14 protein-coding genes and 2 rRNA genes are annotated in these 13,844 nt (G+C 56.5%); 4 read left to right on the forward strand and 12 right to left on the reverse strand.

Translation table 11 applies throughout. The annotated features are described in order from the left end of the window. Positions 1 to 165: 165 nt before the first annotated feature. From flgE to ACVWYU_RS27665, 6 genes are all read right to left on the reverse strand, one after another. Positions 166 to 1,482 (reverse strand): flagellar hook protein FlgE, encoded by a 1,317-nt coding sequence (gene flgE / locus ACVWYU_RS27640; protein ID WP_390957080.1) that lies wholly within the window; start codon positions 1,480 to 1,482, stop codon positions 166 to 168. Between the two features lie 31 nt (positions 1,483 to 1,513). Continuing rightward, positions 1,514 to 2,236, reverse strand: a complete 723-nt coding sequence (flgD, locus tag ACVWYU_RS27645) for a flagellar hook assembly protein FlgD (RefSeq protein WP_390957081.1) — start codon at positions 2,234 to 2,236, stop codon at positions 1,514 to 1,516. Positions 2,237 to 2,251: 15 nt separating this feature from the next. Then, complete coding sequence (flgC, locus tag ACVWYU_RS27650; RefSeq protein ID WP_034146132.1) at positions 2,252 to 2,695, reverse strand: flagellar basal body rod protein FlgC; 444 nt, start codon at positions 2,693 to 2,695, stop codon at positions 2,252 to 2,254. 3 nt (positions 2,696 to 2,698) lie between these two features. Next, entirely contained in the window at positions 2,699 to 3,106 is a 408-nt protein-coding gene (flgB, locus tag ACVWYU_RS27655) for a flagellar basal body rod protein FlgB (protein WP_090324548.1), read from the reverse strand. 269 nt (positions 3,107 to 3,375) lie between these two features. After that, positions 3,376 to 4,203, reverse strand: a complete 828-nt coding sequence (cheR, locus tag ACVWYU_RS27660; protein ID WP_457374187.1) for a protein-glutamate O-methyltransferase CheR — start codon at positions 4,201 to 4,203, stop codon at positions 3,376 to 3,378. A 46-nt stretch (positions 4,204 to 4,249) separates the two neighbouring features. Continuing rightward, a complete protein-coding gene (locus ACVWYU_RS27665; protein ID WP_090324552.1) occupies positions 4,250 to 5,182 on the reverse strand; it encodes a chemotaxis protein CheV in 933 nt (310 codons plus the stop codon). A gap of 83 nt (positions 5,183 to 5,265) precedes the next feature. Between ACVWYU_RS27665 and flgA the strand changes: the two genes are divergently transcribed. From flgA to ACVWYU_RS27685, 4 genes are all read left to right on the forward strand, one after another. Next, on the forward strand, positions 5,266 to 6,027 hold the full coding sequence (gene flgA, locus ACVWYU_RS27670; protein ID WP_247257880.1) for a flagellar basal body P-ring formation chaperone FlgA: 762 nt from the start codon (positions 5,266 to 5,268) through the stop codon (positions 6,025 to 6,027). A gap of 164 nt (positions 6,028 to 6,191) precedes the next feature. After that, positions 6,192 to 6,518 carry a flagellar biosynthesis anti-sigma factor FlgM gene (flgM, locus tag ACVWYU_RS27675; RefSeq protein WP_247257879.1) on the forward strand — a complete coding sequence of 109 codons (327 nt, stop codon included), beginning with the start codon at positions 6,192 to 6,194 and terminating at the stop codon, positions 6,516 to 6,518. Positions 6,519 to 6,567: 49 nt separating this feature from the next. Then, positions 6,568 to 7,035, forward strand: a complete 468-nt coding sequence (locus ACVWYU_RS27680) for a flagella synthesis protein FlgN (RefSeq protein ID WP_457374188.1) — start codon at positions 6,568 to 6,570, stop codon at positions 7,033 to 7,035. Positions 7,036 to 7,127: 92 nt separating this feature from the next. Further along, positions 7,128 to 7,874, forward strand: coding sequence for a flagellar brake protein (locus ACVWYU_RS27685; RefSeq protein WP_090324558.1), 747 nt, complete (start codon positions 7,128 to 7,130; stop codon positions 7,872 to 7,874). Positions 7,875 to 7,938: 64 nt separating this feature from the next. Here the strand turns inward: ACVWYU_RS27685 and ACVWYU_RS27690 are convergent, their stop codons facing one another. The 6 genes from ACVWYU_RS27690 to ACVWYU_RS27715 all read right to left on the reverse strand — a co-directional run. Continuing rightward, positions 7,939 to 9,303 (reverse strand): MFS transporter, encoded by a 1,365-nt coding sequence (locus tag ACVWYU_RS27690; RefSeq protein WP_090324559.1) that lies wholly within the window; start codon positions 9,301 to 9,303, stop codon positions 7,939 to 7,941. A 69-nt stretch (positions 9,304 to 9,372) separates the two neighbouring features. Beyond that, positions 9,373 to 10,614, reverse strand: coding sequence for a glutamine synthetase family protein (locus tag ACVWYU_RS27695; protein ID WP_457374190.1), 1,242 nt, complete (start codon positions 10,612 to 10,614; stop codon positions 9,373 to 9,375). Between the two features lie 216 nt (positions 10,615 to 10,830). After that, on the reverse strand, positions 10,831 to 11,523 hold the full coding sequence (locus ACVWYU_RS27700; RefSeq protein ID WP_457374189.1) for a sensor histidine kinase: 693 nt from the start codon (positions 11,521 to 11,523) through the stop codon (positions 10,831 to 10,833). Continuing rightward, positions 11,520 to 13,124, reverse strand: coding sequence for a tetratricopeptide repeat-containing response regulator (locus ACVWYU_RS27705; RefSeq protein WP_090324564.1), 1,605 nt, complete (start codon positions 13,122 to 13,124; stop codon positions 11,520 to 11,522). The genes ACVWYU_RS27700 and ACVWYU_RS27705 overlap by 4 nt, the downstream gene beginning before the upstream one ends. 373 nt (positions 13,125 to 13,497) lie before the next feature. Further along, a 5S ribosomal RNA gene (gene rrf, locus ACVWYU_RS27710) occupies positions 13,498 to 13,613 on the reverse strand. 156 nt (positions 13,614 to 13,769) lie between these two features. Then, positions 13,770 to 13,844 (reverse strand): 23S ribosomal RNA (locus tag ACVWYU_RS27715); the annotation flags it as partial.

A 13,844-nucleotide genomic window follows, 5' to 3' on the forward strand; every position in this document is an offset into this window, starting at 1 on the left:
GAGCGAACTTGCTCGTGATGTACTCGAAAGCAACACGGTTAATCAGCAGGAACGCGTGATCGTTAACGTCCATCGCGAGCACGCTCGCTCCTACAGGGTCGACCAATTCAGCTTCCACAAAAAAGCCCCTCTGACGAGGGGCTTTTTATGCAGCGCTATCCAGTATCAGGTCATCTGAATGATGGTCTGCATGATGGTGCTTTGGGTGGAGATAGTCTTGGCGTTCGCCTGGTAGTTGCTCTGCGCCTTGATCAGGTCAACCAGCTCGTTGGTCAGATTGACGTTGGACTCTTCCAGAGAGTTGGAAACCAGCGAGCCCAGAGTACCGGTCTGCGGTGCATCGTAGCCTGGAATACCCGACGCGTAGGTCTCTTTCCAACTGGTACCGCCAACGGGCTGCAGGCCTTGTTCGTTGGTGAAGCTGGCCAGCGAAATCTGGCCGATGGGCTTTGTTTGGTTGTTACTGAAGTTGGCCAGCAACACACCACTGCCGTCGATGGTCAGGTTGGTGATCTGGCCGGTGGCGTAACCGTTCTGCGACGGAATCGAACGTGCGGTGTCAGCGTTGAACTGAGTGGTGTTGGCCATGGCGATGGTCACACCTGCCGGATCGGCAGAAGCCCCATTGGCTGCCCACACGCCATTGGTCACGGTACCCGGCGTCCAGTTGCTGATCTTCAGGTCACTGCTGATGACCGGACCAGGAGGTGTACTGACCGATACCAGCTTTCCGCTGCTATCGAACGTCATCGTCGATGCTACCGGAGGCGTCGCGGCAGCAGTAGGGTCACTGCCGTCCGGGTTGCGACCATCGATCAGGGTATAGGTATCCCAAGTGTTCGCCCCAGTCTTGACCATGTATTGATCCATGGTGTGCTGGTTGCCCTGAGTATCGTAAATCGGGGTACTGAACGACTTGGTGAACGTCGCGGTCTTGGACGGATCGAAAGCGTTCGCCGCGACTGTCTGGTCGATTACCGGCGACGTCGAGTTCAGGTTGATGGTCGATGAAACGCTGCTGGTGGATTTTGGTGCCAGGTTGGATGTATCGATTCGCAGGTCGGTCAATACACCATTGACGATCTTGCCATTGGAGTCGACGCCGTAACCTTGCAGGCGTGCAGTGCCGTCGCTGTTGGTGACGTAGCCGTCCTTGTCGGTCTTGAACGTACCGGCACGGGTGTACGTCAGCGAACCATTGTTGCTCAGGACGAAAAAGCCGTTGCCCTGGATCCCCATGTCGAGCACGTTACCGGTGTTGTTCACATCACCCTGGCTGAACTGCTGAGAGACGTTGGCCAGACGTACGCCGTTGCCGACGGTCTTGCTGCCAGTACCCAGGCGAGTCGCAGAGTACACGTCTTCGAATTCTGCACGGGACGATTTGAAACCGGTGGTCGCGACGTTGGCGATGTTATTGCCCGTTACGTCCAGTTGTTTGTTGGCTGCAAAGAGACCGCTAAGGCCGATGTTGAAAGACATAATCCACTCCTTTGTGCCGGGTTAGTCGGCTTTACATACCAATGGTTTGTACTTTGGACAGGGCGACGCTGCCCAGCCCGGCCAGATTGAGCATCAACTCACCGCCGGTTTGGCTGATGGTCACACTGTTGACCGTGGCGGGCAGATTGGTGACAAGCGATACGGACTGACCGTCGATCGTGCTCGCAGCCCCGAAGCTATAAGTGCCCGCAGGAACCGTTACACCGGAATCGTCCTTGCCGTCCCAGATGAAGCTGGCATTGCCCGCGCTCTGAGACCCCATGTCGATGGTGCGTACGGTCTTGCCGTCGGCATTGGTAATTTTCAGGCTGACGTCCGCGACCGAAGACGGAACGACGACCGTACCGCTGAGACTCTTGGTGGTGTCGACCACAGCCTTGTCGCTCGGCGCGATGACCGAACGCCCCACCAGCGAGGAAGCCTGCAGGGCTTGCGACGAGTTGTAGTTGCTGGCAAGACCGCTCACGGTGGTGTTGAGCGTGGTGATCCCCTCCAGGCTGCTGAACTGGGCCAACTGGGCCACGAACGCGCCGTTGTCCTGCGGCTCCAGCGGGTTCTGGTTTTTCAGCTGCGTGACCAGCAATTGCAGGAACGCGTCCTTGCCCAAGGCTTGGTTGCCCGTAGCACTGCTGGTTGCTGACGCCAGACCATTCGTCGTGGTGTTGGTCTTGATGGAGGAGTTGGCCAGGATATCGTTGAGGCTCAAACTGCTGGTGGTATCGCTAACACTCATCTGAATCGCCCCTTATCACTGACCGAGGGTCAGGACTTTCTGCATCATGGTTTTGGCCGTGTTCATCATTTCGGCGTTGGTCTGGAACGAGCGGCTCGCGGAAATCATGTCCGCCATCTCTTCCACCACGTTGACGTTCGGGTAATAGACGTAGCCCTTGGCGTCGGCGGCCGGATGGTTCGGCTCGTAGCGCGCCTCGAGGTTGCTCTGGTCTTCGACCACGCCCATGACCTGCACGCCTTGACCGGCAGCGTCCTGGTTCTGGAACAACGAATCGCTGCCGCCGCTCTGACCGCCCTGGAACATGGTGGCGAATACCGGGTGACGCGCGCGGTAGGTCTGGTCGATGCTCGACGAGACGGTTTCGGCGTTGGCAATGTTCGAAGCGACGGTGTTCAAGCGAGTGGTCTGCGCACTCATGCCGCTACCGGCAATGTTGAAAACACTGGATAGAGACATGGCTTACTCTCCACGCAGGGCTGACACCAGCCCTTTGAATTTACTGTTGAGCAGGGTGAAGCTGGCCTGGAAGCCAATCGCGTTTTCCGCGTAGTTCGACTGTTCCAGCTGGGCGTCCACGGTGTTCTGGTCAATCGACGGTTGCATCGGCGTGCGGTACATCAGCGATTCGTCACCATTGCCCAGCCCTTGCGCTTCGATATGACGGCTGTTGGTCATGTTCAAGGCGATGGTGCCGTTTTGGTTTTTCTCGCTCTGTGCCGCGAGCACTTTGGAGAAATCCAGATCCCGGGCCTTGTAGTTCGGGGTGTCGGCGTTGGCAATGTTGTTGGCCAGGACTTCAGCGCGCTGGGCGCGAAAGCCCAGTGCCTGTTCGTGAATACCGAGCGCTTTATCGAAGCTGATGCTCATGTCGGGAAACCTTCGGGTGACCTGATTTTTCGTACGATGGACATAGCAAGCGTCATGCCAAGTCAGAAAACCCCGTAAACCGGGGCTTTGCGGGCAGAGGCTAGGCGGCAATGCCAGAAAAGCGGCAACGGGTTTCCGCCGGATGCCGCTTTTCTGCCGCCTGGCATCCAATCCCGAGTACACCACTTGCCAGCTCCTGGCGCGGTACTCGCCAGACACAAAAAAACGGGAGCCCCATAAGGACTCCCGTTTTTATGACGCCGACAAAATCACTTCGCCTGATAAATGATCCCAGGGCTGCACTGGACCATCTGGTAATGATCCGGCAATCCGTTCAGCGCTTCTGAAGCACCAAGGAACAGATAACCGCCAGGCTTCAACGTGCTGTGAATACGCAACAGGATGTCCTTCTTCACTTCGGCAGAGAAGTAGATCAGGACGTTGCGGCAGAACACGATATCGAACTTGCCCAGGCTGGCGTAGCTGTCCAGCAGATTGAACGAACGAAACTCCACCCGACTCTTGATCGGTGCCTTGATGACCCAGCGCCCCGGCCCTTTCGGGTCGAAATATCGCTGCAGTCGCTCGGGCGACAGACCGCGACCAATGGCCAGGCTGTCGTACTCGCCGGTCTTGCAGTTGGTCAGCATGGTGCCGGAAAGATCGGTGGCAACGATTTGCACCCCCATCCTCAACTGGCCCATGTTGACCCGCTCGAACTCATCAATGGACATCGACAGCGAATACGGCTCCTGTCCCGACGAGCATGCCGCCGACCAGATGCGCAAACGCTGTCCGGGACTGGCCTTGATCGCTTCGGGCAGTACCTTGTTCTTCAAGACTTCAAAGGGGTAGGTATCACGAAACCACAGGGTTTCGTTGGTGGTCATGGCGTCGACCACCTGCTCGCGCAAACCGCTGCGCGGCTGGGTCTGCATGCGCTGGACAAGCTCACCCAACGACTTGATACCCTGCTGCTCCATCAGTTTGTTGAGACGGCTCGATACCAGATACTGCTTGTTTTCACCGAGCAAAATGCCACAGGCTTTTTCCAGGAATACCCGGAACTGTTCGAAATCCAAATTACCCGTTGACAATGCTGCCGCCTCTTAAATCGTGTTGACTGCCGGGGGCCGAACGCCCCTAGCTAATGTCTGCTGCTTTGATCCGGTCGACTACCCGGGATGCCAGGTCATCAGGACGGAATTTGGCGAGGAAGTCATCGGCACCGACTTTCTTGACCATCGCCTGATTGAACACACCCGACAACGAAGTATGCAGGATGATATGTAGCTTTTGCATGCGAGGGTCGTTGCGGATTTCCGCCGTCAGGGTGTATCCGTCCATCTCCGGCATCTCGATGTCGGAAATCATCATCAGGAACTCTTCCTCCGGCTTCTTGCCCTCGTCGACCAGTTTGCGCAGGTAATCCAGCGCTTGCCGACCGTCGTTCAACGCCACCACTTCGACGCCAACCGTTTGCAGGCAGCGCGTGACCTGTTTGCGTGCCACCGACGAATCATCGACTGTCAACACACGCAGAGAGAGCGCCTTGTGCTGGGTTTCGACATCCACCACACCAACCGAAATCGCTTCCGGTGTCGGCGCCACTTCCGCCAGCACTTTCTCGACGTCGATGATTTCGACCAGTTGATTGTCGACGCGAGTCACGGCCGTCAGGTAGTGATCGCGGCCAGTGCCCTTGGGTGGCGGATGAATCTCCTCCCAGTTCATGTTCACAATGCGTTCCACCGAGCGCACCAGGAACCCCTGGGTCTTGGTGTTGTACTCCGTGATGATCACGAAAGGGTTGTTCTTGTCTTTCAAGCCCCCGGAGCCGGTCGCCATCGCCAGATCAAGGATCGGAATGGTCGCCCCCCGAATATTCGCCACGCCGCACACGACAGGACTGGACTTGGGCATCAGTGTCAGTTGGGGGCATTGCAGCACCTCCCGGACCTTGAACACGTTGATCCCATAGAGCTGCTGGCCGTCAAGACGGAACAACAACAGCTCAAGGCGATTCTGCCCCACCAGTTGCGTGCGCTGGTTTACCGAATCCATTACACCAGCCATGCCCAGACTCCTACACCAACGCTAAGTGTTGTTGCGACGCACATTCATCTCTAAACGGCACGGCGCTTGCTTTTTATCTCTCTATGAACAGAGAACCGACATTTTTTCGACGCCTTACCACACCCTACCGCAGATTACTCGGCGTGCTGGCGACTGTGTGCCTGTTCAACGCTGGCAGCCCTGCCCTTGCTGACCCGGTTACCTTGCCTGACATGCTTATCGGCGTCACCCAAGGCTTTCTTGAGTTCACCGTAGAAGACTATCTGGCCACCAGTCAAACGGAAGGTCGCTATGAAATCCAGGTTAACCAGCTCGATCCGCGCATGCGCATGCCGATGTGCGACAAGGAATTGACAGCCTCGCTGGAGAGTCCGGCCAAGCCACTGGGCCGGGTAACGGTCAAGGTCCGGTGTGAGGGAGCATCCCCCTGGACCGTCTTCGTACCCGCTCAAGTACGCCTGTTTCGTGACGTTGTGACCACCACCCGCCCCCTGCGCCGCGCCGGTATTGTCGAGCCTGGAGACGTGACATTGCGTGAGCGCGATATCAGCATGATCAACCAGGGCTATTTGACCTCGATGGATCAGGCGATCGGGCAAAAACTTACCCGACCAATGGTCGCCGACCAGGTCATTACCCTGGTGCACATGGAGCAAGCGGAAGTCGTTCGCAAGGGCGATCAGGTGGTGATTACCGCGCGCAGTGGTACGCTCAGCGTGCGAATGCCAGGCGAAGCGCTGGCCAACGGTGGCTTGAATGAACAGATCCGGGTCAAGAACCTCAACTCGCAGCGGGTCATCAAAGCTCAGGTCACCGCGCCGGGGCAGGTGGAAGTAGCCATGTAGGGCTCCCTGTTCATGAAGATGGCGCTTCCTGAGGCTGTTCCCTAAACTGTGCTCCATGCGGGGCAAGCGCCGACGCGCGCAAGCTCCCGGATAAATGGGCCTAAAGTTTTGCAGGGGATGGCCGAAAACAGGGCAAGCGTCCAAATTCCCAGAGGTTTTTTATCATGGTCATCGATTTCAGCCGTTTGAACAGCTCCTCGTCACTTACGGGCAGTACACGTACCAGCGCGAGCAAGGAAACGGCCGACGCCGGCAAGTCCGCAGCGCTGAATACCCCGGCCGAACAGGCCAGCACCGTTAAGAGCGGGGAATCGGTACATCTCAGCAATGAGGCTCAACAGTTGCAAAAGGTCACTGATACGCTGCGCGATCAGCCTGTCGTCGACAACGCCCGCGTGGCCGCGTTGAAAGCAGCGATTGCCGATGGCAGCTACAAAGTCGACAGCAACCGTGTAGCCAGCAAACTGCTCAACTTCGAAGCCCAGCGCTAGGCCCACGGCCTGCGCCAGGCTTTTGGACGCTTAAAAACCAAGGCCAGCCATGCACGATACTAATTTACTGCAACTGATCACCGACGATTTTGCTCCAGCGCAACAATTGCTGGAGTTACTGCAGACCGAGTCCCTCGCCCTGCATGGTCGCGACATGCCCCTGCTCGAAAACGTTCTGGCACAGAAACAGGCATTGATCATTTTGCTCGAACAGCATGGCCGCAAGCGCAGCGAAATTCTCGCCAGCCTCAACTTGCCAACTAACCGTAGCGGGCTGGAGCAGTTGGCCAGCCATTCGAGCATTGGCGAACAGTTGCTGGCGCAGAGCGACGTGCTGACCAACCTCCTGGCCCAGTGCCAGACCACCAATGCCAGCAACGGCCAGTCGATCCTGATACAGCAAGCCGCTACGGCTACCCAGCTGAAAATTCTTACCGGCGGCGAACCTCCTGCGCTCTACGATGCCAGCGGATCATTCTCCAAGCTTGTGAAACCGCGCCCGCTCAGTCAGGCTTAAGCTTGTCGATGAGCACGCTCTATCAAGACGCGAAACATGCTGGCAAAATGCTGGCTAGCCGTAGTCAAAACTTGTCTGGAGATTGATTAACCGTGTCCAATGCCTTAAATGCGGATGATGCTCCGCAGCCACCCAAGGTGCTTAGCACGCCTCTGGAAATCTCCAGCAACCTGCGCCAGCTGCAAGAAAGTCATGACCCGCTGATCATTACGTTTCATGAGCGCAGCCAGCGCTTCCAGAGCTATCTGGTGGACGTTGATCGTGAAAGCAAGATGATTGCCCTGGACGAAATGATTCCCCGAGACGGCGAACGTTACTTGTTGGCCGGCGAACCCTTCAAGGTCGAAGGCTTCCACGAAGGCGTGCGTATTGCCTGGGAAAGCAACGGTCCGCTGACCATCGACGAATCCGGCGGTACTCGTTGCTATCGCGGCGCACTGCCCGATGAAGTGGTCTACCATCAGCGCCGCAATGCGTTCCGCGCTGCGTTGAAACTGGCACAATTGGTCGACGTCGACCTGGATGGCGAGAAACTCAAGGCACCGATCAGCGGCAAGTTGCTAGACATCTCGGCTACCGGTTGCAAGCTGCGCTTCTCTGGCGACATCTCTGGCAGCCTGCAATTGGGTCAAGTCTATGACCGCTTCGTGGCCGCCCTGCCTTTTGGCAAGATGATGGCCCCGGTTGAGTTGCGTTACTTGCACTTTGAAGAAAAGATCTCCACTACCTTCGCCGGTGTGCGCTTCCATAACATGAGCGGATTGGTGCAACGGCAGGTCGAGCGGTTCGTCTATCAGCTGCAACGCGAAGCGCGGCGCTTCGACAAAGATGACTTCTGAAACAGAAGTCTGAATAAAAGCGGGCAGTCCCTTGCGGTGACTGCCCGTTTTTTTTGCCTCAATGTTATGGCCTGGCCTCGGTGAAACTTTTTTCGCTGCCCGTGTCCGGCTGCTCCGGAGGCGTATCTGCTTCAGGCTCCGATGCAGACTCCGGTTCGGAAGGTATCGGGTTCTGCATCTGTTCCTGCACCATCTGCTCATCCACCCGCGGATCGAGTGCAGCCACCAGTGGCGAGCTCGACATACTGTCCGGCATGGCAACGTGGTGCAGCGGCGCATCTTCCACCTGGTGCAGGTTGGTCACCGCTTTTGGACGAATTCGCCACACCAGGACCAACGCAAAAAAGCTGAAGAATGCGTAAAGCATCTGGCTGCCGAACAACTTCATTAACACCCCGGCAACCAGCGGTCCGATGCTGGCACCAACCCCGTAGGTCACCAGTAACATCGCAGTCAGCGATACCCGACGATCCCCCTCGATGTGGTCATTGGAAAATGCCACGGCCAACGGATACAGACAGAACTGAACCAATGAGCAGAGAAAACCGGCGATAAACAACACCTCCAGCGGCACCCGCTCCATGATCGCCAGCGGCAAAGCGGCCAGCGCCAGACTGAAAGCGAAACTGCGGATCAACAGCGCCCGGTCATAGCGATCGGACAACCACCCCAGAGGCCACTGCACCAGCAACCCGGCAAAAATACAGCTACCCATGAACAGACCGACCTGTTCGGTGGACAACCCCTGCTGCGAGGCATACAGAGGTGCCAAGCCATAAAACGAGCCGACGATCAGCCCCGCTCCCAACACCGTACTCAACGACTGCGGCACCCGCTTGATAAAGAACCGAGGCTCCATCGGTGCCGGATGCAAGGGTGCCGGGTGAATGCGTCGGGTCAAGGCCACCGGCACCAGGCACAAGGTAAAACACAGAGCGACCAACATCAGCAGCTCGAGCCCCAGTCCTGGGTGCATGACCAGAATCAGTTGTCCAAGCACCAACCCCAGATACGAAGCAATCATGTAGCCGCTGAACACCATCCCGCGCTGCTTGGTGTCGGCCTGTTCGTTGAGCCAACTCTCGATGACCATGTATTGGCACATCATGCCTAGGCCGACGATCACCCGCAGGAAAAGCCAGGCAGGCAACCAGTTCACCAGGCCATGGCCCAGCACTGCCGCGCCAACGATCCCGGCACAGGCCGAATAAGCTCGAATATGACCAACCCGGGCGATCAGTCGATGGCCGATCTTGCCACCCAGCACAAGACCGAAATAGTTGGCGGCCATCAACGCACCGACCCAAAGGCTATCGACATGGTCGGCAGCCAGGCGCAACGCCAGGTAAGTACTCAACAAGCCTGAACCGATCAACATCATCAGCGAGGCGAAATAAAGCGCTCGAAAGGATTTCCAGATTTGGCGCATCGGCGTTCCGAGCGGCTCCTTGCAGTGAGAAACGGGCTATCCAAACGATAGCCCGATGTCGACATTTCGTCAGGCCTGGGCCGCTAGAACACGCCTTTCCCAGGGAGTAATTTCATCATGGAAGCTGGTCAGCTCCAGGGTCTTCGAAGCAATGTAGCCTTCGATGAACTCCGAGCCGAACAGTTCCTTCGCCAATTGGCTACGTTTCAGACGCACCAGAGCTGCATGCAAGGTACAGGGTAACGAAAGATTGTCTGGCACTTCAAATTCGCCCTGGATCGGATCGCTCGGTTCCAGTTGTCGTTCAATGCCATAGAGTCCCGCCGCCAGGCTTGCGGCAATTGCCAGATAAGGGTTGGCATCAGCCCCCGGCAAGCGATTCTCGACCCGACGAGCGTCCGGCGAACTGACCGGAATACGCAAGCCTGCCGCCCGGTTGTCATGGGACCAACAGGCATTATTCGGGGATGCGAAGGGATGGAACAAGCGCTGATACGAGTTCACGTTCGGTGCAAACAGCGCAGTGAAATCGGCCATGCAGATCTGCAGTCCGGCAATGAAATGATGGAAGGTCGCCGTCGGTTGATCGTCTTCGCCACTAAATACATTACGTCCGCTATCGATATCAACGATGCTCTGGTGAATATGCATCGAACTGCCTGGCGTGTGCGCCAACGGCTTGGCCATGCAGACAACCGTGAGGCCGTGTTTGAGCGCCACTTCTTTCAGCAAATGCTTGAACAGGAAGGTCTGGTCGGCCAATAGCAGCGGATCGCCGTGCAGCAAATTGATCTCGAACTGGCTGACGCCCATTTCATGCATGAAGGTATCGCGTGGCAGCCCCAAAGCCGCCATGCATTCGTAGACCTCACTGAAGAAGGGTCGCAAACCGTTATTGGAACTGACACTGAACGCTGAATGACCGTCCTCGCGACGTCCATCCAGCCCCCTCGGCGGCTGGAAAGGCTGAGTCGGGTCGGTATTGGGGGCGAAGACAAAGAACTCCAGTTCGGTTGCCACAACGGGTGCCAGACCAAGGGCGGAGTAACGCGCGATCACTGATTTGAGTTGACCGCGAGTCGAAAGATTGGAGCCGGTGCCGGTCAGTTCGACTGCATCGCAAATGGCAAATGCGCGTGGTTGCTTGCTCCACGGCAAACGGTGAATCTGCGCAGGATCAGCAACCAGCGCGAGGTCGCCGTCATCGCTTCCGTAAAAACGTGCTGGTGGATAACCTCCCATGATGCATTGCAGCAAGACACCCCGCGCCATCTGCAAACGCCGACCTTCGAGGAATCCCTCGGCGGTCATCACTTTGCCCCGCGGCACACCATTCAAATCGGGCGTGACACATTCAATCTCATCAATACCCGTCAATCGTTGCGCGAGTGACCTCAGGTCATCCGTTGTCATGACGCAATCCTTGTTTTTACGCGAGCCGTGAACGGCGACCCGTACAAAATAGGCTCCGCGCGTTCGGAATATCAAGCAGCGCCGAACAAAAAGCTGTATGCCCAAGCGGCAAGATCAGGGCAAGTAAAGACTGAACACGCCTCCCCCCAACGGGCCGCCGTTGCTGATTCTGGTATGCCCGCCGACGCCGTTTCGCTGATGCAAGGCCGCGATCCGTCCCGCAAAGTAAAGACCCAAGCCCGTGCTACCACTACTTTGATTGATGCCCTGCACGTATTCCGCCTGCCGCTCGATCATCTCGGTCGGATAACCTTCGCCGTCGTCGTTGATGGTCAGTACCAATTGCCCAGCCTCGTCACTGACCGTGATCAATAGCGCATGCCGGGCATAACGAATGGCGTTGTTGATGCTGTTGGCCAATACCGATGCAATCAACTCTCGATCGAAGAAACCCAGAGGGCTCAGCGGATCGACCTCAAAAGAAGCGGCAATACCACGACTGGCGAACACGTCCTGATGACACGCTAATTGTGCCTCGATGAAGTCATCCAGTTCATGGTAGGCCGGTTGCAGGGGCATTTGATTGACACCCAACTTGTACAGTCCGAGCAACTGCACCAGCATGCCGTTGAGATGAGCGAACTCGAACTCGATCACGCCCTGCTCCGCAGAATGACGGGCCGTGTCGGGCAGATTCGCCAACCATTGGCTATGGGCCTGCATCAGCATCGCCAACGAGTTCTTCATGTCATGTACGGTGGAAGCAATCACCGTAGAAAAATCCAACGCCTGCTGGTTGTCGTTCATTCGCCAAACGCCTTGCTTTTAAGCTTCTTATAACGCGGATAACGGGTATCGGTGTCAGGCATCAAACCAACCATTTTCAGGCAGGTCCGACATTCTTCGAGCTCGGCAGATGGCACGTTGGTATCAGTGCCATGCAGCAATGCCTGCGCCAGGTTCAACGCGATACTGATGTTTTTCGGCTGTAGCGCCAGGGCTTTGCGGAACACTTCCCGGGCCTCGACCAGATTACCGGTCTTGTACACGCGTACGCCTTGGCGGTTGAGGTCGGCAGCAGCGTTACCGGAGTTGAGGATAGCCGGATCGTCGGTCAGCTTGGCGATGCCCTTCATGACGGTTGGATCGTCACCATAGATTTCCGCACAGTTTTTCAACATGGAGGCGCCTGCGCTGGGTTGTCCGAGCATCTGTAGTTGCTTGGCTACCAGAAGTGCAGCTTCCGCGCTCATGAATTGCTCCATGCCTTCAAGGCGCATCATTGCTTGTTCAGTAAGCTTTTCAGCAGTTTCGCCGTCGTTGAGCAGAAGACTGGTAGCCTTCATTAACCGCGCACGAATTTGCAGACCGGGGTCGGACGGATTTTCCTTGGCCACAGCGCTCAGTGTCGTATTGATCTCCAGGCGAGTTCGCGTATCCAGACCCTTTTCACTGCCTTTGCTGATCAAGGCATGGGCCAGCCCGAGGTTGCTTTCCGCATCCTTGAAACGTGACTGCGCTCCTTGGCTGACAGCCTGACGATAGGCTTTGGAGGCTGTGTCAAAATCTTCGTTGGTCATCGCCAACTTGCCCAACTGCGCTTGTCGGCGCACCGCCAGTGGCGACAAGCGAATCGCTTCTTCCAACACCGCCTGCGCGGCCTTGGTATCACCTTCGGCGACCAGCACATCCGCCATCCCGTCGTAAAGCGCCGGCATCATCGGGAACACTTTCAGTGCCTTTTCGTAGACGCCTTTAGCTTGCGCAACCTGACCCCGCTTGAACAGCAATTGACCTAAGCCGGCAAAGGCCCAAGGCAAAGGGCGATCTGCAATGATGCTGTCGTAGAGGCGCTCCAGCGCCTCATTCTGATTGAGGTCGCGCAGGGCATCAGCCCGATAGCGCAGGCACAGTGGCGAGTAACGGATGTCTTGCTTGCACAGGGCAATGCAGGCGTTGAGGACTTCAACCGGCTTGCCACGATCAAGAGCTTGAAGGATCGGCTTGAGCAAGGTTTTGCGCTGCTCCAGTCGCTCCAGGCGCTGAGCCAGGCCAGAGCGGTTGAAAGGCTTGGTCAGGTAAGCATCGGGCTCATGCTCCAGAGCGCTGAGCACCATTGCCTGGCTGGTTTCAGCGGTGACCATGACGAATACACTTTCATGGCTGATCAGCTTTTCGATCATCAGGTCTTCGAGTACCTGTTGGCCGTTCTTCTTGCCATCTCCGAGGTGAAAATCCTGCAGGATGAAATGGTAGGACTTCTGCGAACACATGCGCAGCGCCTGCTCACCGGTATCGGCAGTGTCCACATCCTTGACACCCAACTCCCGCAACATGGATCTGACCGAACTGCGGAAATCCGAAAAATCATCGACGATCAAAAAGCTCTTTTGGTGATACGACAGCATCGAAGATTTCCAGGCAATTTAAGAAGAAAAACCACAAGGCCAATACGCAAACAAGAGCAGACTCAATGCCTTTTTCGGCGCGCAGATGATAGCGAGTAGCCATTATCTAGCAAGCGATTTTCTCAGAACGAAGCGACGAAAAGAGATGGCGAGAAATCAAGCTCACTGCGCCCAAATGAGTTATCGGCCAGTGGTGCCATTCTCTTGAAGCGGCGGGAGGGTAATTGCCCTTTTTCGTTGCGAAACAGGCTTCTAATGCAATGCCTCGGGAATCTGGCACAACCGTCAGGCGCTCTCTGCCCATCACGGCACTTTCCTGCGCGCAAAAACAAAACCCCTACCTGCATACGCAGATAGGGGTTTCGGAATTTAATCTTGACGATGACCTACTCTCACATGGGGAAACCCCACACTACCATCGGCGATGCATCGTTTCACTTCTGAGTTCGGGATGGGATCAGGTGGTTCCAATGCTCTATGGTCGTCAAGAAATTCGGGTACCGAACCGTCTTTCGACGCTTCAGCAAATTGGGTATGCGATAGTTTGTGTGTTTGTGCGAACTTTCGGTTCATTGCGTCTCACACACCGCAATCTGGTGCTCTTTCGCTTTTCAGCTCGAAGCAAGCAAATTGCTTGGGTGTTATATGGTCAAGCCTCACGGGCAATTAGTATTGGTTAGCTCAACGCCTCACAGCGCTTACACACCCAACCTATCAACG

Source organism: Pseudomonas sp. TE12234 (assembly GCF_054061835.1).

What these genes read in the sequence shown, in the direction of transcription:
- ACVWYU_RS27680 (WP_457374188.1), top strand. Translation starts at nt 6,568, where the DNA reads ATGCACGATACTAATTTACTGCAACTGATCACCGACGATTTTGCTCCA.
- flgC (WP_034146132.1), bottom strand. Translation starts at nt 2,695, where the DNA reads ATGTCTCTATCCAGTGTTTTCAACATTGCCGGTAGCGGCATGAGTGCG.
- flgB (WP_090324548.1), bottom strand. Translation starts at nt 3,106, where the DNA reads ATGAGCATCAGCTTCGATAAAGCGCTCGGTATTCACGAACAGGCACTG.
- ACVWYU_RS27695 (WP_457374190.1), bottom strand. Translation starts at nt 10,614, where the DNA reads ATGACCGCCGAGGGATTCCTCGAAGGTCGGCGTTTGCAGATGGCGCGG.
- ACVWYU_RS27705 (WP_090324564.1), bottom strand. Translation starts at nt 13,124, where the DNA reads ATGCTGTCGTATCACCAAAAGAGCTTTTTGATCGTCGATGATTTTTCG.
- flgM (WP_247257879.1), top strand. Translation starts at nt 6,192, where the DNA reads ATGGTCATCGATTTCAGCCGTTTGAACAGCTCCTCGTCACTTACGGGC.
- flgA (WP_247257880.1), top strand. Translation starts at nt 5,266, where the DNA reads ATGAACAGAGAACCGACATTTTTTCGACGCCTTACCACACCCTACCGC.
- ACVWYU_RS27700 (WP_457374189.1), bottom strand. Translation starts at nt 11,523, where the DNA reads ATGAACGACAACCAGCAGGCGTTGGATTTTTCTACGGTGATTGCTTCC.
- ACVWYU_RS27665 (WP_090324552.1), bottom strand. Translation starts at nt 5,182, where the DNA reads ATGGCTGGTGTAATGGATTCGGTAAACCAGCGCACGCAACTGGTGGGG.
- flgD (WP_390957081.1), bottom strand. Translation starts at nt 2,236, where the DNA reads ATGAGTGTTAGCGATACCACCAGCAGTTTGAGCCTCAACGATATCCTG.
- flgE (WP_390957080.1), bottom strand. Translation starts at nt 1,482, where the DNA reads ATGTCTTTCAACATCGGCCTTAGCGGTCTCTTTGCAGCCAACAAACAA.
- ACVWYU_RS27690 (WP_090324559.1), bottom strand. Translation starts at nt 9,303, where the DNA reads ATGCGCCAAATCTGGAAATCCTTTCGAGCGCTTTATTTCGCCTCGCTG.